This window comes from Mycobacterium sp. NGS58 (genome assembly GCF_059812385.1).
The window spans coordinates 36966-58135 of sequence record NZ_JCALCO010000030.1 but is presented as its reverse complement, the minus strand read 5'-3'; the positions used below and the strand labels follow the sequence as shown (position 1 = coordinate 58135).

At 67.3% G+C, this 21170-nt stretch carries 16 protein-coding genes, 2 pseudogenes and 1 riboswitch; of the genes and pseudogenes, 6 read left to right on the top strand and 12 right to left on the bottom strand.

Annotation, left to right across the window (positions count from 1 at the left end; genetic code table 11):
* Positions 1–2: 2 nt before the first annotated feature.
* Genes AC5Y4H_RS23125 through AC5Y4H_RS23115 form a run of 3 tightly spaced genes read right to left on the bottom strand, consistent with a single transcriptional unit; the run spans position 3 to position 3255 of the window.
* Complete coding sequence (locus AC5Y4H_RS23125; protein ID WP_499985594.1) at positions 3–737, bottom strand: class I SAM-dependent methyltransferase; 735 nt, start codon at positions 735–737, stop codon at positions 3–5.
* 5 nt (positions 738–742) lie between these two features.
* Positions 743–1873, bottom strand: a complete 1131-nt coding sequence (metX, locus tag AC5Y4H_RS23120) for a homoserine O-acetyltransferase MetX (RefSeq protein ID WP_499985566.1) — start codon at positions 1871–1873, stop codon at positions 743–745.
* 11 nt (positions 1874–1884) lie between these two features.
* On the bottom strand, positions 1885–3255 hold the full coding sequence (locus AC5Y4H_RS23115; RefSeq protein ID WP_499985564.1) for a bifunctional o-acetylhomoserine/o-acetylserine sulfhydrylase: 1371 nt from the start codon (positions 3253–3255) through the stop codon (positions 1885–1887).
* A gap of 158 nt (positions 3256–3413) precedes the next feature.
* A riboswitch (SAM riboswitch) is annotated at positions 3414–3535 on the bottom strand.
* Positions 3536–3683: 148 nt separating this feature from the next.
* Between AC5Y4H_RS23115 and AC5Y4H_RS23110 the strand changes: the two genes are divergently transcribed.
* On the top strand, positions 3684–5918 hold the full coding sequence (locus tag AC5Y4H_RS23110; protein WP_499985562.1) for an NADP-dependent isocitrate dehydrogenase: 2235 nt from the start codon (positions 3684–3686) through the stop codon (positions 5916–5918).
* A gap of 28 nt (positions 5919–5946) precedes the next feature.
* Complete coding sequence (locus tag AC5Y4H_RS23105) at positions 5947–7170, top strand: NADP-dependent isocitrate dehydrogenase (RefSeq protein ID WP_499985560.1); 1224 nt, start codon at positions 5947–5949, stop codon at positions 7168–7170.
* Here AC5Y4H_RS23105 and ephH read toward each other — a convergent pair.
* Positions 7167–7964 (bottom strand): epoxide hydrolase EphH, encoded by a 798-nt coding sequence (gene ephH, locus AC5Y4H_RS23100; RefSeq protein WP_499985592.1) that lies wholly within the window; start codon positions 7962–7964, stop codon positions 7167–7169. The two genes, AC5Y4H_RS23105 and ephH, sit on opposite strands and share 4 nt — an antisense overlap.
* Positions 7965–8156: 192 nt before the next feature.
* Here ephH and trpS point away from each other — a divergent pair, with 192 nt between their 5' ends.
* Both trpS and yhjD read left to right on the top strand, forming a co-directional pair.
* Complete coding sequence (trpS, locus tag AC5Y4H_RS23095) at positions 8157–9176, top strand: tryptophan--tRNA ligase (RefSeq protein WP_499985558.1); 1020 nt, start codon at positions 8157–8159, stop codon at positions 9174–9176.
* Positions 9177–9200: 24 nt separating this feature from the next.
* Positions 9201–10238, top strand: a pseudogene (gene yhjD / locus AC5Y4H_RS23090) (inner membrane protein YhjD).
* On the opposite strand, the gene nagA reads toward yhjD, so the two are convergent.
* From nagA to AC5Y4H_RS23075, 3 genes are read right to left on the bottom strand one after another with little or no spacing between them, the layout of a single operon-like run.
* Positions 10235–11359 (bottom strand): N-acetylglucosamine-6-phosphate deacetylase, encoded by a 1125-nt coding sequence (nagA, locus tag AC5Y4H_RS23085; protein ID WP_499985556.1) that lies wholly within the window; start codon positions 11357–11359, stop codon positions 10235–10237. The pseudogene yhjD and the gene nagA sit on opposite strands and share 4 nt — an antisense overlap.
* Positions 11350–12699 (bottom strand): sugar porter family MFS transporter, encoded by a 1350-nt coding sequence (locus AC5Y4H_RS23080; RefSeq protein ID WP_499985554.1) that lies wholly within the window; start codon positions 12697–12699, stop codon positions 11350–11352. Before AC5Y4H_RS23080 ends, nagA begins: the two co-directional genes overlap by 10 nt.
* Before the next feature lie 5 nt (positions 12700–12704).
* Complete coding sequence (locus tag AC5Y4H_RS23075) at positions 12705–13970, bottom strand: D-alanyl-D-alanine carboxypeptidase family protein (RefSeq protein ID WP_499985552.1); 1266 nt, start codon at positions 13968–13970, stop codon at positions 12705–12707.
* A 226-nt stretch (positions 13971–14196) separates the two neighbouring features.
* Between AC5Y4H_RS23075 and AC5Y4H_RS23070 the strand changes: the two genes are divergently transcribed.
* Positions 14197–14430 carry a hypothetical protein gene (locus AC5Y4H_RS23070; RefSeq protein ID WP_499985550.1) on the top strand — a complete coding sequence of 78 codons (234 nt, stop codon included), beginning with the start codon at positions 14197–14199 and terminating at the stop codon, positions 14428–14430.
* Positions 14431–14435: 5 nt separating this feature from the next.
* Here AC5Y4H_RS23070 and AC5Y4H_RS23065 read toward each other — a convergent pair whose 3' ends face one another.
* Positions 14436–15437, bottom strand: a complete 1002-nt coding sequence (locus tag AC5Y4H_RS23065) for an SMP-30/gluconolactonase/LRE family protein (RefSeq protein ID WP_499985548.1) — start codon at positions 15435–15437, stop codon at positions 14436–14438.
* 10 nt (positions 15438–15447) lie between these two features.
* The gene (locus AC5Y4H_RS23060) at positions 15448–16779 is read right to left on the bottom strand and encodes an aspartate aminotransferase family protein (protein ID WP_499985543.1); all 1332 of its coding nucleotides are present in this window, start codon (positions 16777–16779) and stop codon (positions 15448–15450) included.
* A 144-nt stretch (positions 16780–16923) separates the two neighbouring features.
* Between AC5Y4H_RS23060 and AC5Y4H_RS23055 the strand changes: the two genes are divergently transcribed.
* Positions 16924–17838, top strand: a complete 915-nt coding sequence (locus AC5Y4H_RS23055; protein WP_499985541.1) for a sigma-70 family RNA polymerase sigma factor — start codon at positions 16924–16926, stop codon at positions 17836–17838.
* 52 nt (positions 17839–17890) lie between these two features.
* Here the strand turns inward: AC5Y4H_RS23055 and AC5Y4H_RS23050 are convergent.
* The 3 genes and pseudogenes from AC5Y4H_RS23050 to sdhA all read right to left on the bottom strand — a co-directional run.
* Positions 17891–18487: pseudogene (locus AC5Y4H_RS23050) on the bottom strand (carboxymuconolactone decarboxylase family protein); the annotation flags it as partial.
* Between the two features lie 113 nt (positions 18488–18600).
* Positions 18601–19413: a succinate dehydrogenase iron-sulfur subunit gene (locus AC5Y4H_RS23045; protein ID WP_499985539.1), complete on the bottom strand. Its 813-nt coding sequence runs from the start codon at positions 19411–19413 to the stop codon at positions 18601–18603.
* Positions 19413–21167 (bottom strand): succinate dehydrogenase flavoprotein subunit, encoded by a 1755-nt coding sequence (sdhA, locus tag AC5Y4H_RS23040; protein ID WP_499985537.1) that lies wholly within the window; start codon positions 21165–21167, stop codon positions 19413–19415. The genes AC5Y4H_RS23045 and sdhA overlap by 1 nt, the downstream gene beginning before the upstream one ends.
* Positions 21168–21170 lie beyond the last annotated feature (3 nt).

Here is a 21170-nt window from a genome sequence, read left to right as displayed (position 1 = left end):
CGCTAGCCTGCCAGCGTCGCGCGGGTGCACATGGTGACATAGGGCAGCGCCAGGCCCGTCGAATTCGCCAGCGCCGGATGGGTGGCCAGCAATTGGCGCACCTGGTCGAGCGTTTGGGTGCGCACCTCGGTCGGCGAGGTGATGCAATAGCTGCGCGACGCGACAAGGTCGATCAACGCTTGCGGCGTAAGGTAACTCGTCCACTCGACCCGGTGATGCGCCAGGTCGGCGAAGGGTTCGGGCAGTGTCACCTGGGTGCGGCCGCCGTCGCCGTCGCTGCCGATGATCTGCCCCAGTTCGCGCACCCAGCCGAGCCGTTCGTCGCGGGTGTTCCACACCAGACCCAGGCGCCCGCCGGGCCGCAGCACGCGTGCCACCTCCGGAATCGCGCGCTCCGGATCCACCCAGTGCCATGCCTGGGCCACCAGGACCACGTCAACGCTGTTGTCCTCCAACGGAATCTCTTCCGCCGTGCCCAGCAGCGCCCGAGTCTCCGGCAGCGAGGCGCGCAGCACCTCCAGCATGTCCTGGATGGGGTCGACGGCCACCACGTCCAGGCCGCGTTCCACCAGCCGCGTCGTCAGCTTCCCGGTGCCGGCGCCCAAATCGAGCACCTGGCGCGCCCCGACCGGCAACAGCCAGTCGATTGCTTCCGGCGGATAGGAAGGGCGTCCCCGCTCATAGGCCGCGGCCGCCGAACCGAATGATAGGGAACGGTCGTGGCGAGAGCGGGTCACGGTCGTCACGCGCCTTGCTCATCGGCCAATTTGAGGGTTTTCCCAATCAAACCGTTGACCGCGTCGGCTTCGATCAGGAACCCGTCGTGCCCGTAAATGGACTCGATGACGTCCAGTTCGGTGCAGCCCGGCAGCAGCTCGGCGAGCTCTTCCTGCAGACGCAGCGGGTAAAGCCGGTCACTGGTGATCCCGCCGACCACGACCGGTACCGGACACTCGCTCAGGGCTTTTCGCACTCCACCACGGCCGCGGCCCACGTCATTGCTGCGCATCGAGTCCGACAACGCCACGTAACTGCCGGCGTCAAATCGGTCGACCAGCTTGTCGCTCTGATACTCCAGGTAGCTTTGCACCGCGTAGCGGCCGCCGTCCGTCGCGTCTTCACCACCCTGGATGCCGTTGCCGAACCGGGTGTCGAGCTCCAGCTCGCCGCGGTAGGTCAGGTGGGCGAATTGCCGCGCGAGCGCCATTCCGGTGTCGGGCTTACGCCCGGTGCCGTAATAGTCGCCGCCCTGCCAGTTCGGGTCGGCCTTGATCAGCGATATCTGCGTGGCCAGGTGGCCGATCAGGTCGGCGGTGCTGCGCGCGCCTACCGCTATCACCAGCCCCGCCCGAACCCGGTCGGGCTGGGCGACGATCCACTCCAAAGCCCTTGCCCCGCCCATGGATCCGCCGATGACGGCGGCAACCCGGTCGATGCCCAGCGCCGCAAGTGCGGCGACGTCCGCCGCAACCTGATCCTGCACCGAAATATGCGGAAACCGAGAGCCCCACGGCTTTCCGTCCGGGGCAATCGAGCTCGGCCCGGTGGAGCCGCGGCAACCGCCCAGCACATTGGTGACCACCGCGCACCAGCGATTCGTGTCGATTGGGGCACCCGGTGCGGCAACACCGTCCCACCAACCAGGCGTGGGATGCCCGGGGCCGGCGGGTCCAGTCAGGTGCGAATCACCGGTGAGCGCGTGCAGCACCACCACCACGTTGTCGCGATTGGGGGACAACTCGCCCCAGCGCTGGACGGCGATGCGGACATCGTCGATCACCGCGCCGTTTTCGGTGGTCAGCGAGCCGATGCGCACCACGCCGACCTCGCCTTCGGCCGGCAGCGGCTGGGTCGCAGCGTCTGAGATCGTCACCGCCGGTTTCCTCAAAACGCCGCCACGGCTTGCGGATCGGTGCCCGAGGCCTCCGCCGTCACGCCGAGTTTGCGCGCCGCGGCGAAGCCGAGCTCCAGGTCGGCGAGGATGTCGTCGATGCCCTCGATGCCCACGGCCAGGCGCACCAACCCGGGGCTGACGCCGGTGCTCAGCTGTTCCTTCGGGCTCAGCTGGGCGTGTGTCGTGGACGCCGGGTGGATCACCAGCGAGCGCACGTCGCCGATGTTGGCGACATGGCTGTGCAGCTTCAGCGCGTTCACGAAGGCTTTGCCGACCTCGACGCCGCCGTCCAGCTCGAAGGCCAGCACCGCGCCGGTTCCCTTGGGCGCCAGCTTCTTTGCCCGCTCATGCCAGGGCGAGCTGGGCAGGCCGGCATAGTTGACCGACACCACGCCCTCGTGGCCGGCCAGGTACTCGGCCACGCGCTGGGCGTTAAAGACGTGGCGCTCCATGCGCAGGCTCAGCGTCTCGATGCCCTGGGCGACCAGGAACGCGTTGAACGGCGACGCGGCCGAACCGAGGTCGCGCAGCAGCTGCACGCGCGCCTTAAGCGCGTAGGCCGGCGGGCCGAGCTCGGCGAACACCACGCCGTGGTAGCTCGGGTCGGGAGTGGTGAATCCCGGGAAGCGGCCCTGCGTCCAGTCGAAGGTGCCGCCGTCGACGATGACCCCGGCGATCGCCGAGCCGTGCCCGCCGAGGTACTTCGTGGCGGAGTGCACGACGATGTCGGCGCCGTGCTTGAACGGCTGGATCAGGTAGGGCGTGGCGATGGTGTTGTCGACGATCAGCGGGACGCCGTTGGCGTGCGCGACCCCGGCGACCCCGGGGATGTCCAGCACATCGATCTGCGGGTTGGAGATGGTCTCGCCGAAGAATGCTTTGGTGTTCGGCCGGACCGCGGCCTGCCACGAATCCAGGTCATCGGGGTCCTCCACGAAGGTGACGTCGATGCCGAGCTTGGCCAGCGAGTAGTGGAACAGGTTGTACGTACCGCCATAGAGCCGCGGGCTGGAGACGATGTGATCACCGGCGCAAGCCAGGTTCAGTATCGCGAAGGTCTCGGCGGCCTGCCCGGAGCTGAGGAAGAGCGCCGCCACCCCGCCCTCGAGCGCGGCGACGCGCTGCTCGACGACATCGGTGGTCGGGTTGCCGATCCGGGTGTAGATGTTGCCCGGTACTTCCAGACCGAACAGCGCGGCGGCGTGCGTGGTGTCGTCGAAGGTGTATGACGTGGTCTGGTAGATCGGCAGGGCGCGGGCGCTGGTGGCGGTGTCCGGCTGCTGGCCGGCGTGCACCTGCTTGGTGTCGAACGACCAATTGGCGGTCAGGTCGACGTCGTGATCGGCGTTGTCGGAGGTCACGGGGTTGCTTTCTGCTGGTAGGGAAATTTGCTCATCGACGGCCGGGACGCCGGGGCGTCAGCCGGCACGGCGGTTTAGCAGCGACACACGATGAGGCGCGAAAAAGTCGGGAAAAGGCACATCACGTTTCCCTGTCTGCTCAGGGGCCCGTCATGGCGGACCCGCGCTTGCCGGATAGCCGGTTGTGTGGCTACTCAACCTGGTCATCACCCGGGGCACCCCACCGCGGTTGGAGGGTTGCCGGCCAGCAAGCCGGGGCTTGATGCTGGCGCTCATGACCAATAAGAAGGTTATCTTACTGTGCCGAGTCGGTGCCAACTATCGCGGTGCGCCTGCAGGTCGACACCTGTCCAAACACCCTTGCTAACGTGGCAGTCAGAACGCTGAGCCCCCAAAATTTTCAACCCATCATTTCCGGGAGAGGGACCGTGAGCGCCGAACAGCCGACCGTCATCTACACACTGACCGACGAAGCGCCGCTGCTGGCGACCTACGCTTTCCTGCCGATCGTGCGCGCCTTTGCCGAGCCGGCGGGCATCGAGATCAAGACCAGCGACATCTCCGTGGCCGCCCGGATTCTGGCGGAGTTCCCCGATGACCTGACCGAGGAGCAGCGGGTGCCGGATAACCTCGGCGAGCTGGGCCGGCTGACGGAGCTCGCCGACACCAACATCATCAAGCTGCCCAACATCAGCGCCTCGGTACCCCAGCTGATCGCCGCCGTCAAGGAGTTGCAGGGCAAGGGATACAAGATTCCGGACTTTCCGCAGAGCCCAAAGACGGACGAGGACAAGGAGATCCGCGCGCGCTACGCCAAATGCCTCGGTAGCGCGGTCAACCCCGTACTGCGGCAGGGCAACTCGGACCGGCGTGCGCCCAAGGCCGTGAAGGAATACGCCCGCAAGCACCCGCACAGCATGGCGGACTGGTCGCCGGCCTCGCGCACCCACGTCGCCACCATGCGGCACGGCGACTTCTACCACGGTGAGAAGTCGATGACGCTGGACCGCGCGCGCAACGTGAAGATGGTGCTGGAGACCAAGAGCGGTCAGACCCTCGAGCTGAAGCCCAAGGTCGAGCTGCGCGAGGGCGACGTCATCGATTCCATGTTCATGAGCAAGAAGGCCCTCGTCGAGTTCTACGAGGAGCAGATGCAGGACGCCTACGAGACCGGCGTGATGTTTTCGCTGCATGTCAAGGCGACGATGATGAAGGTGTCGCACCCCATCGTCTTCGGTCACGCGGTGAAGATCTTCTACAAGGACGCTTTCGCCAAGCACCAGGAGCTCTTCGACGAGCTCGGCGTCGACGTCAACAACGGGTTGGTCGATCTGTACAACAAAATCGAGTCGCTGCCCGCGTCGCTGCACGAGGAGATCATCCGCGACCTGCACGCCTGCCACGAGCACCGCCCAGAGCTGGCCATGGTCGATTCCGCCAAGGGCATCACCAACTTCCATTCGCCCAGCGACGTGATCGTGGATGCGTCGATGCCGGCGATGATCCGCGCGGGCGGCAAGATGTGGGGCGCCGACGGGCGGCAGAAGGACACCAAGGCCGTCAACCCCGAATCCACCTTCTCCCGTATCTACCAGGAGATCATCAACTTCTGTAAGACCCACGGGCAGTTCGATCCGCGGACCATGGGCACGGTTCCCAACGTCGGCCTGATGGCGCAGCAGGCCGAGGAGTACGGCTCGCACGACAAGACGTTCGAGATTCCCGAGGACGGTGTCGCCAACATCGTCGACCTCGACACCGGGGAAGTTCTGCTGACCCAGAACGTCGAGGAGGGCGACATCTGGCGCATGCCCATCGTCACGGATGCGGCAATTCGCGACTGGGTCAAGCTCGCGGTGACCCGTGCGCGGAACTCCGGCATGACGGTGTTGTTCTGGCTGGACACCGAGCGGCCGCACGAGGTCGAGTTGCGCAAGAAGGTCAAGGCATACCTCAAGGAACACGACACCGAGGGCCTCGAGATCCAGATCATGCCGCAGGTGTGGGCCATGAGGTACACGATCGAGCGCGCGATGCGCGGGCAGGACACGATCGCCGCGACCGGCAACATCCTGCGCGATTACCTCACCGACCTGTTCCCCATCCTGGAGCTGGGCACCAGCGCCAAGATGCTGTCCATCGTGCCGCTGATGGCCGGCGGTGGGATGTACGAAACCGGCGCCGGCGGCTCGGCGCCCAAGCACGTTCACCAACTCGTCGAGGAGAACCATCTGCGCTGGGATTCCCTGGGTGAATTCCTTGCTCTCGGAGCGTGTTTCGAGGACATCGGCATCAAGACCGACAATGAGCGGGCCAAGGTCCTGGGCAAGACGCTGGACGCCGCGATCGGCAAGCTGCTGGAGAACAACAAGAGCCCGTCGCGAAAGACCGGTGAACTCGACAACCGTGGCAGCCAGTTCTACCTGGCGCTGTACTGGGCGCAGGAGCTCGCGAAATCCGACGACGAGGAGCTGCGCAAGCACTTCGCCGCGCTGGCCGACTCGCTGAGCGAGAACGAGGACACCATCGTGGCCGAGCTCGGCGAAGCGCAGGGCGAGGCGGTCGACATCGGCGGCTACTACTACCCGGACAGCGAGAAGACGACGGCGATCATGCGCCCGAGCAAGACCCTCAATGAGGCACTGGCGGCGTCGACAGGCTAGGGCCCGCAAGCAGGAAGCCGGACTTGACATGGGCGAAGCCAAAATCAAGGTCAAAGGCCGCGTCGTAGAGCTCGACGGTGACGAAATGACCCGCGTCATCTGGAAGTTCATCAAGGACATGCTGATCCTGCCGTACCTCGACATCGATCTGGACTACTACGACCTGGGCATCGAGCACCGCGACCGCACCGACGACCAGGTGACCATCGACGCGGCCTACGCCATCAAGAAGCACGGCGTGGGTGTCAAGTGCGCCACCATCACACCCGACGAGGCCCGCGTTCAGGAGTTCAATCTCAAGAAGATGTGGCTCTCGCCGAATGGAACGATTCGAAACATTTTGGGCGGCACCATCTTCCGCGAGCCCATTGTGATCTCGAACGTACCGCGGCTGGTCCCGGGCTGGACCAAGCCAATCGTGATCGGCCGTCACGCTTTTGGCGACCAATACCGGTCGACCAACTTCAAGGTGGACAAACCGGGCACCGTCGCAATCACTTTCACCCCGGCCGACGGTGGTGAGCCGATGGTGCACGAGGTGGTGTCCATCCCCGAAGACGGCGGCGTCGTGATGGGGATGTACAACTTCAAAGACTCCATCCGCGACTTCGCCCGCGCCTCGTTGAAGTACGGGCTGAACGCCAAGTGGCCGGTGTACCTGTCCACCAAGAACACCATCCTCAAGGCGTACGACGGCATGTTCAAAGACGAGTTCGAGCGCGTCTACGAGGAGGAATTCAAAGACCAGTTCGAGGCCGAGGGGCTGACCTACGAGCACCGGTTGATCGACGACATGGTCGCGGCCTGCCTGAAGTGGGAGGGCGGGTATGTGTGGGCCTGCAAAAACTACGACGGCGACGTGCAGTCGGACCTCGTCGCGCAGGGTTACGGCTCACTGGGGCTAATGACGTCGGTGCTGATGACCGCCGACGGCAAGACGGTCGAGGCCGAGGCCGCGCACGGCACCGTCACCCGGCATTTCCGCCAGTATCAGGCCGGCAAGCCGACCTCGACCAACCCGATCGCCTCGATCTTCGCCTGGACGCGCGGAGTGGCGCACCGCGGCAAGCTGGACGACACCCCTCAGGTGACGGAGTTCGCGCAGACGCTGGAGAACGTGGTGGTGTCCACCGTCGAGAGCGGGAAGATGACGAAGGACCTGGCTATTCTCATCGGCCCCGACCAGAAGTGGCAGCGCAGCGAGGAGTTCCTGAACTCGATCGCGGAGAACCTCCGAAAAGCGGCTGGCTAGCTGGCCGGCGGGTGCCGTCGGTCGGCCCCGGTGCCGCACTCGTCGACGAAGTCGGCGATCGCCGCGGCGACCCGGTCGGGCGCCTCGAACATGGGGACGTGGCCCACGCCCTTGAGCTCGGTGAGCTTCGTTCCCGGGGGCAGGAAGTTGGTGAAGTGCCGATTGAATCTGCTCGCGGGGACCACCCGGTCCTTCTCGCACAGCACCAGCTGGACGGGCACCGCGGTGTCGGCCAACTGCAGCAGGCCCGGATCCAGCAGCGATTTGACGAGCAGCTGGAAGTACGCGGGGCAGTGCGCGGCGTCGTCGATGACGACGCGCAGCTGGTCCTCGCTGATGCCGTCCGGCGTCGCCGTGAGCGGCAGGGTCGCCAGCCGCCGGCTGAGCGGCAGCGCAAGCACCCGCTCGCCGAGCAGCCGCGCCAGCCCCAGCAGGGGCATGCCCGCGATGAACTTGCTGATGACCTCGAATTTCACCGGACTCCACCGCGTCCATCCGCCCGCGGCGCCGATGCCGGTCACGCTGCGGGCCCGGCCGCGCCGCTCCAGTTCGAAGGCGACCCAGCCGCCCAGCGAGTTGCCCACCATGTGCGCGGTTTCCCAGCCGAGCTGGTCGAGCTGGCGCTCGACATGGTCGGCCAGCACCGACGAGCTCAGCAGCCAGGTGCCCGCGTAGGGCCCGCCGTTGTGCCCGGCCATGGTGGGGGCGAAGACCTCGAAGCGGCCGGTCTCGGCCAGCCGCGGCGCGACCGGGTCCCACACCGTCTGCGACATCAGGAACCCGTGCAGCATCAGGACCGGCTCTCCGGAACCAAGGTGGATCGGCGAGCGGGCCGAAGGCGACGCCGAGTGAGCGGGGCTCACGAGGAAGGAGCCGAGCAGACGAGCTTGCGCATAACCCGACATTAAATGCGGTACCGCCGGTATCGCAACATCGGGGTCGGTCTGTGCGGCCCCGGCGGTCGCCCGTGAAAAGATCGGTGCATCATGAGCACCGCTACCGGATCAAGCCGGATTTTCTCCGGCGTGCAACCCACCTCCGATTCGCTTCACCTGGGTAACGCGCTGGGCGCCATCACGCAGTGGGTCGCGCTGCAGGACGACCATGACGCGTTCTTCTGCGTGGTCGACCTGCATGCCATCACCGTCGCCCAGGATCCCGAGGCGCTGCGCCGCCGCACCCTGATCACCGCCGCCCAGTATCTGGCGCTGGGCATCGACCCGGCCCGCAGCACGGTGTTCGTGCAGAGCCACGTGCCGGCCCACACTCAGCTGGCCTGGGTGCTGGGCTGCTTCACCGGGTTCGGGCAGGCGTCGCGGATGACGCAGTTCAAGGACAAGTCGCTGCGCCAGGGCGCCGACTCCACCACCGTGGGGCTGTTCACCTACCCGGTGCTGCAGGCGGCCGACGTGCTGGCCTACGACACCGATCTGGTGCCCGTGGGTGAGGACCAGCGTCAGCATCTCGAGCTGGCGCGCGACATCGCCGACCGGTTCAACAGCCGCTTCCCGGAGACGTTCGTGGTGCCGGACATGTTCGTTCCCAAGGCCACCGCGAAGATCTACGATTTGCAAGACCCGACCTCGAAGATGAGCAAGTCGGCGGCGACCGATGCCGGCCTGATCAACCTGCTCGACGAACCGGCGTTGTCGGCCAAGAAGATTCGCTCCGCGGTCACCGACAGCGAGCGCGAGATCCGCTTCGACACCGAGGCCAAGCCGGGTGTGTCCAATCTGCTCAGCATCCAGTCCGCGGTCACCGGCGTCGGGATCGATACGCTCGTGGAGGGCTATGCCGGAAGGGGTTACGGCGATTTGAAGAAGGACACCGCCGAGGCGGTCGTCGAGTTCGTCGCCCCGATCAAGGCCCGAGTCGACGAACTGACCACCGATCTCGCCGAATTGGAGGCCGTGCTCGCGACCGGAGCGGAAAAGGCCAACGATGTGGCCGCGAAAACGGTTCGGCGGGTTTACGATCGGCTTGGGTTTCTTCCACAACGGAGCTAGTACCGCTCTCATTGGAGTCGTGCGATGAGCGAGCCGGCCAAGGCGGGCGTCTTTGATCGGTTGCGGGCGCGGTACGGGTGGATCGATCACGTCATCCGCGCCTACCAGCGTTTCGACGATCGCAACGGCGGGTTCTTTGCCGCCGGCCTCACCTATTACACGATCTTCGCGTTGTTTCCTTTGCTCATGGTCGGTTTCGCGGTCTTCGGATTCGTGCTGGCCCGTAAACCCCAGCTGCTGAGCACCATCGACGACCACATCCGCTCTCAGGTGACCGGCACGCTGGGTAATCAACTGCACGAGTTGATGAACTCGGCCATCGATGCCCGGACGTCGGTCGGGGTGATCGGTTTGGCCACCGCGGTGTGGGCGGGACTGGGCTGGATATCGCACCTGCGCCAGGCGCTGACGGAGATGTGGTGGGACGAACACATCGAGTCGCCGGGTTTCGTGCACAACAAGCTTTCCGACCTGCTGGCGATGCTGGGGACATTCGCGATCATCGTGGCGACAGTCGCGCTGAGCACCGTCGGCCACGCCGCACCCCTGGCGGCGCTGTTGAAATGGCTTGGCATACCGCAGTTCGTGGTGCTCGACTGGCTCTTCTGGCTGTTCTCGATCCTCATCGCGACGCTGGTGTCGTGGCTGCTGTTCACCTGGATGATCGCCCGACTGCCACGCGAAAAGGTCAGCCTTGTCCATTCGATGCGGGCCGGGTTGATCGCGGCGATCGGCTTCGAGGTGTTCAAACAGGTCGCCTCCATCTATCTCAAGGCGGTGCTGCGCAGCCCGGCCGGCGCGGCGTTCGGCCCGGTGCTGGGGTTGATGGTGTTCGCTTACATCACCGCGTATCTCGTCCTGTTCTGCACCGCGTGGGCGGCGACCGCGTCGAACGATCCGCGCAGCCAACCCGTCGCCCCTCCGGCCCCGGCGATCATCGCGCCGCGCGTGTAGATGGATGAGGGCCTCAATACCCGCCAGACGCTGACCGCGATGGCGCTGGGAGCCGTTGGTGCGCTCACCCTTTCCTGGATCGCCCGCTTGACCCGCCGTGATCGCTAGCCGGCCGGCTTCAGCCAGGCGCCGCGCACCATCACGTCCGATATGCCTAAACGTTCATCCAGCACAACGAGATTGGCGTCGTAGCCGACGCCCAGAGCGCCCACCCGCTGCAGGCCGAGCGCTCGAGCCGGCGTCGCGGCCGTCGTCTGCACCGCGGTGGCCAGGCCGGCGGCCGCATGCACCGTGCGGAACAGCCGATCCATGGTGGCGGTGCTGCCCGCGATCGTCGACGTTCCGTGCACCCTGGCGACACCGGCCACGACATCGATCGGCACCGCGCCGAGCCGAAATGCGCCATCGGCGCGGCCGGCGGCGGCGATCGCGTCGGTGATCATGGCGACCCGGTCCGCGCCCGCCGCCGCGATCACCGCCTGGACCACGTCGGGGTGTAGGTGCACGCCGTCGGCGATCACCTCGACCGTCACTAGCGGATCGCGCAGCAGGGCCAGCGCCGGGCCGGGTTCGCGATGGTGCAGCGGCGGCATCGCGTTGAACAGATGGGTGCCGACGGTGGCGCCCAGCGCGATGGCGTCCTTGGTCTGTACGTAGGTGGCATCGGTATGCCCTACCGCCACAACGACTCCCGCGTCCACGAACCGCCTGATGGCCTCCCCGGCGCCGGGCAGCTCGGGCGCCAGCGTCACCATCCGGATCGTGCCGTCGGCCGCGGCCAGCACCGCGTCGACCTCCGCCGGCTCCGGGTCACGCATCTTGGTGCGGTCGTGGGCTCCGCAGTGCGCCCGGCTCAGCCACGGCCCTTCGAGGTGAATGCCCGCGACGGTGCCGCGCCGGGTCGCGTCGGCGAGCGCGCGCACCCCGTCCAGCAGTTCGGACGGCGCGGCGGTCACCAGGCTGGCCAGCGTGGTGGTGGTGCCATGCCGCAGGTGAAACGCGGCGGCGTCGCGGATGCCGTCGGCGTCGGTGTAGGAGGCGCCGCCGCCGCCATGCACATGCATGTCGATAAAGCCCGGCACCACCGTGGAACCGGGGAATTCGAAGTCGGCCGGACGCGGCGGCGGGCCGGGCGAGCAGGCGACGATCCGTCCGCCGGAGGTCTGCACCCAGCCGGGGCGGCAGACCCGACCGTCGAGCACCGTGGTGCCCGCGGCGATCACGGCCATCGGCCGCCGTTCTCCCAGAAGTGGCGGATGTCCTCCAGCTGGCGACCCTTGGTTTCCGGTGCGAACCGGTACACGAAGACGAACGCGACCGCCGCAAGCGCCGCGAACAGCGCGAAAGTACCTGCGCCGCCCAGGGAATGGAGCAGGCTCAGGAAGACGGCGGCGATGATGGCGTTAGCCACCAGGTTCGAGGTCAACATGGTGCTCGACCCGATCGAGCGTAGCCGGGACGGGAAGCTTTCGCTGGCGTACACCCAGCCCAGGGAGCCGAAGCCCATGGTGTAGCCGATGATGAACAACAGGATGCCGGCGAACCCGACGACCGTGCCACCGAATCCCTGTCCGAACACGGCCATCAGCACGACGTCGGCGACGATCATCATCGCGGTGCCCCACAACAGGATTGGCCGCCGGCCCACCCGATCGACCAACAGCAGCGCGGCGCCAACGGCCGCCAACCCGGCGACCTGAAGGAGCGCCGGCAACCCCAGCAGCGCGAAATTGCCGGTGAAGCCCATGGCCTGAAAGATCCGGGGGCTGTAGTAGATGATCGCGTTGATGCCGGTGATCTGGATCAAGAAGCCGAGGACGACCACGAAGGCGGTGGCCCGAAGGTATGGGGGCCGCAGCATCTCGGAGAACCCGCCCCCGGCCCCGGGCGAGGCCTCGCGCAACGCGCGTTCGATCTCGGTGAGCTCGTCGTCGACCTGCGCGGTGGGTTCGATCCGCACCAGCGCCCGCCGGGCGTCGTCCATCCGGCCCTTCAGTACGTACCATCGCGCCGTGTCGGGCATCCGAATTATTAACGGCAGCAACAACATTGCGGGCACGCAGGCCAGCCCCAGCATCCACCGCCAGCTGTGGGTGCCGGCCAGCAGGTAGCCGGTCAAATAGCCGACGATCAGGCCGCTGACGATCGCCAGCTGATAGGCCGTCAGCAGCGAACCGCGCACCGCCGTCGGCGCCGATTCCGCGACGTAGACCGGGACGACGACCACCGTCACGCCGATGGTCAGCCCGAGCAGCAACCGCGCCGTCAGCAACATCGGCAGCGACACCGAGAACGCGGCCAGCAGCGCGAAAACCGTGTAGGCGAACAGGATCAGCACCATCGAGCGTTTTCGGCCGATCACGTTCGCCAGCACGCCGGCGCCCAGCGCCCCGGCGATCTGGCCGATCACGACCATCGTCGTCAGCAGTTCCTGCTGGCGGGTGGACAGCGCGAAGTCCTCGGTGACGAACAACTGCGCCCCGGCGATGATGGACAGGTCGTAGCCGTAGATGACGCCCACGCTGGCGGCGGTCAGCCCGACCAGCAGTCCGCGCCGCGATCCGCACACGGCGTTCAGCGGTGAAGTGGTCGGCGGTTCATCGAGCGGGCCATCATGATCAGCCCGAACACCACGACGGTGCCGATCACAGCCACGCCCACCCGGATCGGCATCGCGTCCGCGGATCCGATGATCCCGCCCGCCGCGGCGTTGTTGGCGAGCGGGTCCGCGTCGGCGTCGTGCTTCGCGGGTGCCAGGGACGGGTCGGGCGCGACCAGCGAGCCGACCTGTGTGCCCTGCGGGGTGGAGAAGCCGTAGTCGAGCAGGTGCGCGGCCTGTTCCCACGGGGCGATCGGCACCCGCGTCCCGTGCAGCAGCACCGCCACCAGGCGTCGGCCGTCGTGGTTGGCAGCACCGACGAACGTCTGGCCCGCGTCGTCGGTGTAACCGGTCTTGCCGCCAAGGGCGCCGGGATACTTGTAGAGCAGCTGGTTGTCGTTCTCCAGCTCGTAGCCCGGGTGGTCGCCGTGGCCCGGGAAGTCGAAGGTCCGCGTCGCGACGATGTCGGCGAACGTCGGGTTCTGCCAGGCGTAGCGGTAGAAGAGCCCGATGTCGTAGGCCGAGGTGCTCATGCCGGGCGCGTCCAGGCCCGACGGCGATGCCGCCCGGGTGTCGGAGCCACCAAGCTTGGCGGCCAGCACGTTGATCTTCTCCAGCGCCTGCTGCATGCCGCCCAGCTGCATGGACAGCGCGTGGGCGGCGTCGTTGCCGGAGTGCATCAGCAGCCCGTGCAGCAATTGGTTGACGGTGAAGACGCCACCTTCCTCGACGCCGACCTTGGTGCCCTCGGCGGCCGCGTCGTCGGCGGTTCCGGGGACCGACTTGTTCAGGTTGAGCGCGTTGATGGAGGCCATCGCGACCAGCACCTTGATGATGCTGGCGGGGCGGTGTCGCCCGTGCGGGTCCTTGGCCGCGATGACCGCGCCGCTGTCCAGGTCCGCCACCAGCCAGGCGTCGGCGGAGACGTCATTCGGCAGCGCCGGCGTGTTCGGCGCGACGACGATGCCGCAGCTGCCCAGCGCGTCACCGCCGACCGGCTTGGCGGGCACCGCCAGCGGGATCGGCGGGTCGCCGGCGGTGGGGGCCTCCGATGAGTCCACGGCCTTCGGGGTGTTCACCTTGTAGGGGCAGTCCGGCGGCGCGGCATTGGGTTCGGCGCCGGGCTCGGCCGTCGCGAGCGGCACCCCCAGCGGCAGTGTCGCCGGTGCCGCCAACGTGACCGGGGCGGCCATCAGGAAAAGCGCCGCTGCCAGGCATGATGCGGAACGTAACAGGGTCATCGTCTGTGCACAGTAAGCGATGGGCGGCCCGAATCCGGGGAGCCGCGCTGTGACTGGTGAGACGGAAGTTACTGAGCGGTGCCGGCGAGGCCGCGATACGCTGGGCCTGCGGTCAATCCGAAAGCCGCCCACCGCGCCGAATCCCAGGGGTTTTGCCATTTCACGCGAACGGTTTTGGTCCGCCTGGCGGCGGAATCCTGGCGGCGCTTCCCGGAGTGTCCGCCCGTTGACCGACCTGCTCAAGCAGGTCGAGAAGGCAACGCAGGTACGACGTTCCGGGTTCGACCGGGTGCTTGCGGAGCTGAAGCTGCACCGTGACGCCGCCACCGACCCGGAGCTGCGGTCGGCGCTGGCCTGGCTGTGCAACGCCGTATCGCGGTTCGGGAACAACCCGACCGCCACGCACGCCCGTGAGATGGTGATGGCCGCCGACGCGGTCAGGCGGGTGCCCGCCGGCTAGCGGGCTCACAGCTTGGTGGCGACCAGGTCCACGTGGGCCAGCGCTGCGAAGCCGATCGTGCCCATCCAGAGCTTGCCGGCCGCCTCGACCAAGCCGGTGACGGATCCGAATTCCGGATGCTCGGCGCGCAGGCCGGCGACGGGCGCGCCGCTGTCCGGGTCGAACGCGACCGCCCAGATCTCCGGCTTGATCTGTGGTTGCAGCCGCTCGGGCAGCCGCCACACCACCTTGCGGATGAGCGGTGCCCGCGGGAACAGGGACTCCAAGGCCGGGTTCGCCTCGGTGACCAGCGCGGCCCAGATGCGGCCGTCGGCACCGGTGGACAGGTTGTCGGGCATGCCGGGCAGGTGTACCGCCAGCGGCGTCACCGATCCGGCCTGGGGTCCGCTCAGCCAGTACTTCGACAGCCGCCGCGCCAGCGTCTCGGCGAATACCAGCGCCGAACCGTCCGCCGTCGGCGTCACCCCGTTGGCGAAGTACAGCCCGTCGACCAGCGTGCTGACGGTACCGTCCACGTCGAGCCGGAAGAGGCCGCCGGTCGCGCGCGCCTCCACGATCGGGGCGGTGTAGTGCTCGAAATGAAAGTCGCTCGTCGACTCGGTGAAATAGACTGTGCCGTCGGCTGTTTCGGTGACATTCGAGCAGAACTTGAGCCGTCTGCCGCCGACCGATTCGACAAGCACATCCAGCCTGCCGCTGGCCGGGTCCAGCGCGAGCAATCCGCGATGACTGTCGCAGATCAGTACCCGGCCGTCGCGGGCGATGTGCAGGCCGAGTGGCCGACCACCGGTGTCGGCGACGACGGTCTGCTCGCCGCCGGGGGACATCCGCACGATGCGTCCGTCCTCGAGGCCCGTCCACAACTGGCCGGCCGGGTCGACGACGACATCTTCGGGACCGTTACCCGCGAGGGGAACGACGGTGATGTTCGGCGCCGGCATGTCCGGCAGTGCGTCGACCGGCGGCGGCAGCCACCGCACCGGGTGGATACGGGGTTTGCGCGCCATGCCCTGGACCCTAGATGCGCGCCTGGGTTCCCGTCAGCACATCGCGCAGGATGGCTTCGATGGTGTCGAACTCAGCCTGGCCGCTGATCAGCGGCGGCGCCAACTGGATTACGGAATCGCCGCGGTCGTCGGTGCGGCAGTACAAGCCGGCCTCGAACAGAGCCGAGGACACCCGGCCGAGCAGCGTGCGGCGTTCGTCGTCGGTGAAGGTCTGCTTGGTCACCTTGTCCTTGACGAGTTCGATGCCGTAAAAGTAGCCCTCGCCGCGCACGTCGCCGACGATGGGCAGGTCGTAGAGCTTTTCCAGGGTGGCGCGTAAGGCGGGGGCGTGGGTTCGGACGTGGTCGCACAGGCCCTCGCGCTCGAAGATGTCGAGGTTCGCCAGACCTACGGCCGCCGAAACCGGGTGTCCGCCAAAGGTATACCCGTGCGGGAACATGGTGGCGCCGTCGTTGAACGGTTCGAACAACCGCTCGCTGGCGATCATGGCGCCGATCGGCGAGTAGCCCGACGTCATTCCCTTGGCGCAGGTGATCATGTCCGGCACGTAGCCGAAGTCGTCGCAGGCGAACATCGACCCGATCCGGCCGAACGCGCAGATCACCTCGTCTGACACGAGCAGCACGTCGTATTCGTCGCAGATCTGGCGCACCCGCTCGAAATAGCCTGGGGGAGGCGGGATGCTGCCACCCGCGTTCTGCACCGGCTCGAGGAACACCGCCGCCACGGTGTCGGGGCCCTCGAACTCGATGGCCTCGGCGATCCGGTCGGCGGCCCATTGCCCGAAGGCCTTCGGGTCGGTTCCGAAGGGCTCAGGCGCGCGGTAGAAATTGGTGTTGGGCACCCGGAAGCCGCCGGGCGTCACCGGCTCGAAGGGGGCCTTAAAGCGGGGCAGCCCGGTAATCGCCAGGGCGCCCTGGGTGGTGCCGTGGTAGGCGACCGCGCGCGAAATCACCTTGTGCTTACCGGGTTTCCCGGTGAGTTTGAAGTACTGCTTGGCCAGTTTCCATGCGGTCTCGACGGCCTCGGTGCCGCCGGTGGTGAAGAAGACGCGGTTCAGATCGCCGGGCGTGTAGCGGGCGAGGCGCTCGGCGAGCTCGATCGCGGGAGGAGTCGCGTACCCCCAGAGCGGGAAGAACGCCAGCGTGCCTGCCTGGCGGGCAGCGACCTCGGCGAGTTCGGTGCGGCCGTGGCCGACCTGCACGGTGAACAGTCCGGACAGGCCGTCGAGGTAGCTCTTGCCGCGGTCGTCGAAGATGGTGACACCCTCGCCGCGGGTGATGATCGGCGCGGTGATGTCCGGGCCGTGCCTTGCGAAGTGCAGCCAGAGGTGATCTGTCATGTTGTGTGGAGCCTAACGCTAGGCTCGACGGCCCGGCTCCTTCCTCGCGCCGTTCGGCGCTCGGCGTCGCCGCGCTAGGTTCGTCGGCCCGGCTCCTTCCTCGCGCCGTTCGGCGCTCGGCGTCGCCGCGCTAGGCTCGTCGGCATGACCTCAGCCCAGCAGGTCAGCGAGTTCGAGTCGCTACGGCCCCATCTCATGTCGGTCGCCTACCGGCTCACCGGCACGGTGGCCGACGCCGAGGACATCGTCCAGGACGCCTGGCTGCGCTGGCACCGGCAGGACCCCGGAAAGGCAACGGAGATCACCGACCTGCGGGCCTGGCTGACCACGGTGGTGAGCAGGCTGGGCCTGGACCGGCTGCGGTCGGCGGCGCATCGTCGCGAAACCTACACCGGCAATTGGCTGCCCGAGCCGGTGGTCACCGGGTTTGACGCGACCGATCCGCTGTCCGCGGTGGTGGCCGGCGAGGACGCGCGGTTCGCGGCGATGGTGGTGCTGGAGCGGCTCTCACCCGATCAGCGAGTCGCCTTCGTGCTGCACGACGGCTTCGCCGTGCCGTTCGCCGAGGTGGCGCAGGTGCTGGGCACCAACGAGGCCGCCGCCCGGCAGCTGGCGTCGCGGGCCCGCAAGGCCGTCGCTTCCGAGGCGCCACCCAAGCCCGACCCCTCGCACGCCGAGGTGGTGGGGAAGTTGCTGGCGGCCATGGCATCCGGCGATCTGCAAGCCGTGGTCGCGCTGCTGCACCCCGACGTGATCCTGACCGGCGACGCGAATGGCAAGGCGCCCACGGCAATCAACGTCATCCACGGCGCGGACAAGGTGGCGCGATTTTTCTTCGGTCTGGCCCAGCGCTACGGCCCGGCGATGTTCACCTCGTATCAGCTGGGGCTGGTCAATGGCGAGCTGGGCGGCTACACGGCGGGCTGCCCCGCCGGTGATGGGTATCGCGAGATGATGCCGCGGATCATGGCGGCGACCGTGCGAGACGGAAAGGTCTGCGCCCTATGGGATGTCGCCAACCCGGATAAGTTCACCGGCTCCCCGCTGCGTGCTGGTTGAGCTCTGTCGCCGATGGCGACGACCCGCTGCGCCCGGCTAGGCCGCGCTGGCGATCGTCGCTAGCCCAGGGAACGCGGCACGCGTCACCGGAGTTGAAGCCCTGCTCGGTGATGCCCAGCGCGGTGTTCATCCGCGCCCGCATGTTCTCCACCCCGACCTGGTAGGTCAGCTCGATCACTCCGGCATCGCCGAAGCGGGCACGCAAATCGGCGACCTGCTCGTCGGTGACGGTGTGCGGATCGGTGGTCATCGCGTCGGCGTAGGCGATGGCGGCGCGCTCGTCGTCAGTGAATGCCGTTGACGTGGCGTAATTGTCGATGTCCTTGAGCCGCTGCATGTCCAGGCCGTCCAGTCGCTGCAGCATGGAGCCGAAGTCGACGCACCACGAGCAGCCGATCGTGCGGGCGGTCCAGAACACCGCGAGCTCGCGCACGCTGACCGGCAGTGTCTTCGACGCGCGGTCCAGCATGGTCTCGTGCATGGCGCCGGCGATCATCAGCCCGCGATGGTGCGCGGTAACGGTGAAAGGTTCGGGAACTTGGCCGTAGCGCCGCTTGGCGATCCGGTACATGGCCCGGGTCAGCAATCCGGTGCGCTTGGGCGGCAGGGGCTCGATGCGGGTTTTCTGTGTCATACCCGTCAGACGAGACAGCGCCGCGATGTGTGACGGGCCTTGGGAACCATCACGTGAGTTTCAAACGCGCCGGCGCATGCGATAGCGCTTTCGGGAAGGACCTCTCGGTCTCGGAGAGGTGCTCCCGACTAGCGCGAGAACATGATCGCGCGCTTGACCTCCTGGATCGCCTTGGTGATCTCGATGCCCCGCGGGCAGGCCTCGGTGCAGTTGAACGTGGTGCGGCATCGCCACACGCCGTCCACCTCGTTGAGGATGTCCAGGCGCTCGGCGGCGGCCTCGTCGCGGCTGTCGAAGATGAACCGGTGCGCGTTGACGATCGCGGCCGGGCCGTAGTAGCTGCCCTCATGCCAGAAGATCGGGCAACTCGTGGTGCACGCCGCGCACAGGATGCACTTGGTGGTGTCGTCGTAACGGGCCCGGTCGGTCGGGCTCTGAATGCGTTCGCGGGTCGGCGGGTTGCCGGTCGTGACCAGGTACGGCTTGACCGCCCGGTAGGCGTCGAAGAACGGCTCCATGTCGACCACCAGGTCCTTCTCCACCGGCAGCCCACGTATCGGCTCGACCGTGATGGTGAGCGCCTTGCCCGGCTTCTTGGGCAGCAGGTCGCGCATCAGCACCTTGCAGGCCAGCCGGTTGACACCGTTGATGCGCATGGCGTCCGAGCCGCACACCCCGTGCGCGCACGAGCGCCGGAAGGTGAGCGTCCCGTCCAGGTAGCTCTTGATGTAGATCAGCAGGTTGAGCATCCGGTCGCTCGGCAGGCACGGCACCCGAAAGCTCTGCCAGCCACCGGTTTCCGCGAAGGCGTCGGGCTGATCGGGGTTGAATCGCGCGATCTTGACGGTCACCATCACCGCCCCGTCGGGGATCGCCGGCAGCGGCGGCTCCAGGCTGGTGTCGACCTCGGCTTCCCCTTCGGTTCCGACGCTCTCGGCCATCAGTACTTCCGTTCTTTGGGTTCGTAGCGCGTCTGCACCACGGGCTTGAAGTCCAGCGCGATGTCGCTCAGCAGGTCACTGCCCTGCTTGTACGCCATGGTGTGGCGCATGTAGTTGACGTCGTCGCGGTTGGGGTAGTCCTCGCGGGCGTGGCCGCCGCGAGACTCCTTGCGGTTCAATGCGCCGACCACGGTCACCTCGGCGAGCTCGAGCAAAAAGCCCAGCTCGATGGCCTCCAGCAGGTCGCTGTTGAACCGTTTTCCCTTGTCGTGCACGCTGATTCGCGCGTACCGCTCCTTCAGCGCGTGGATGTCGGTGAGCGCCTGCTTGAGCGTTTCCTCGGTGCGGAACACTGCGGCATTGTTGTCCATCGACTGCTGCAACGCGTTGCGGATGTCGGCGACGCGCTCGTTGCCGTGCTCGGAGAGGATGTCGCCTACCCAGCCGACGACCATCGCCGCCGGCTCCGGCGGCATGTCCACGAAGTCGTGGCCCCGCGCGTAATTGGCCGCGGCGATCCCGGCCCGGCGGCCGAACACGTTGATGTCCAGCAGCGAATTGGTGCCCAGCCGGTTGGCTCCGTGCACCGACACACACGCGCACTCGCCGGCCGCATACAGCCCCGGCACCGTAGAAGTGTTGTCCCGCAACACCTGTCCGGTGACGGTGGTGGGGATGCCGCCCATCACGTAGTGGCAGGTCGGGTAGACGGGGACCAGCTCGTGCACCGGGTCCACGCCGAGATAGGTGCGCGCGAACTCGGTGATGTCGGGCAGCTTGGCCTCCAGCACGTCCTCGCCGAGGTGGCGGACGTCGATGTAGACGTAGTCCTTGTGTGGGCCGGCGCCGCGTCCCTCCAGGACCTCCAAAACCATGGAGCGGGCGACGATGTCGCGCGGCGCCAGGTCGACGATCGTCGGGGCGTAGCGCTCCATGAAGCGCTCACCCTCGCCGTTGAGCAACCGGCCGCCCTCACCACGCACCGCCTCGGAGATCAGGATGCCCAGGCCCGCCAGGCCGGTCGGATGGAATTGGTGAAACTCCATGTCTTCCAAGGGAAGCCCCTTGCGGAAGACGATGCCGATGCCGTCACCGGTCAGCGTGTGCGCATTGGAGGTGGTCTTGTACATGCGGCCCGAACCGCCGGTGGCGAGCACCACCGCCTTGGCGTGGAAGACGTGGATGTCGCCCGTGGCCAGCTCGTAGGCGACCACCCCGGTTGCGACCGGCCCGCTCGGGGTCTGGGTGAGCACCAGGTCCAGCGCATAGAACTCGTTGAAGAACTGCACGTCGTGCCGCACGCAGTTCTGGTACAGCGTCTGCAGGATCATGTGACCGGTGCGGTCGGCCGCGTAACAGGCCCGGCGCACCGGGGCCTTTCCGTGGTCGCGGGTGTGCCCGCCGAAGCGGCGCTGGTCGATGCGGCCCTCGGGGGTGCGGTTGAACGGCATCCCCATCTTCTCCAGGTCAAGCACCGCGTCGATGGCTTCCTTGCACATGATCTCCACGGCGTCCTGGTCGGCGAGGTAGTCGCCACCCTTGACCGTGTCGAAGGTGTGCCATTCCCAGTTGTCCTCTTCGACGTTGGCCAGCGCCGCGCACATGCCGCCCTGGGCGGCACCGGTGTGGCTGCGGGTGGGGTAGAGCTTGGTCAGCACCGCGGTGCGCACCCGCGGCCCGGCCTCCACCGCGGCCCGCATGCCGGCACCCCCCGCGCCGACGATCACGACGTCGTACCGGTGTTGGGAGATCACGGG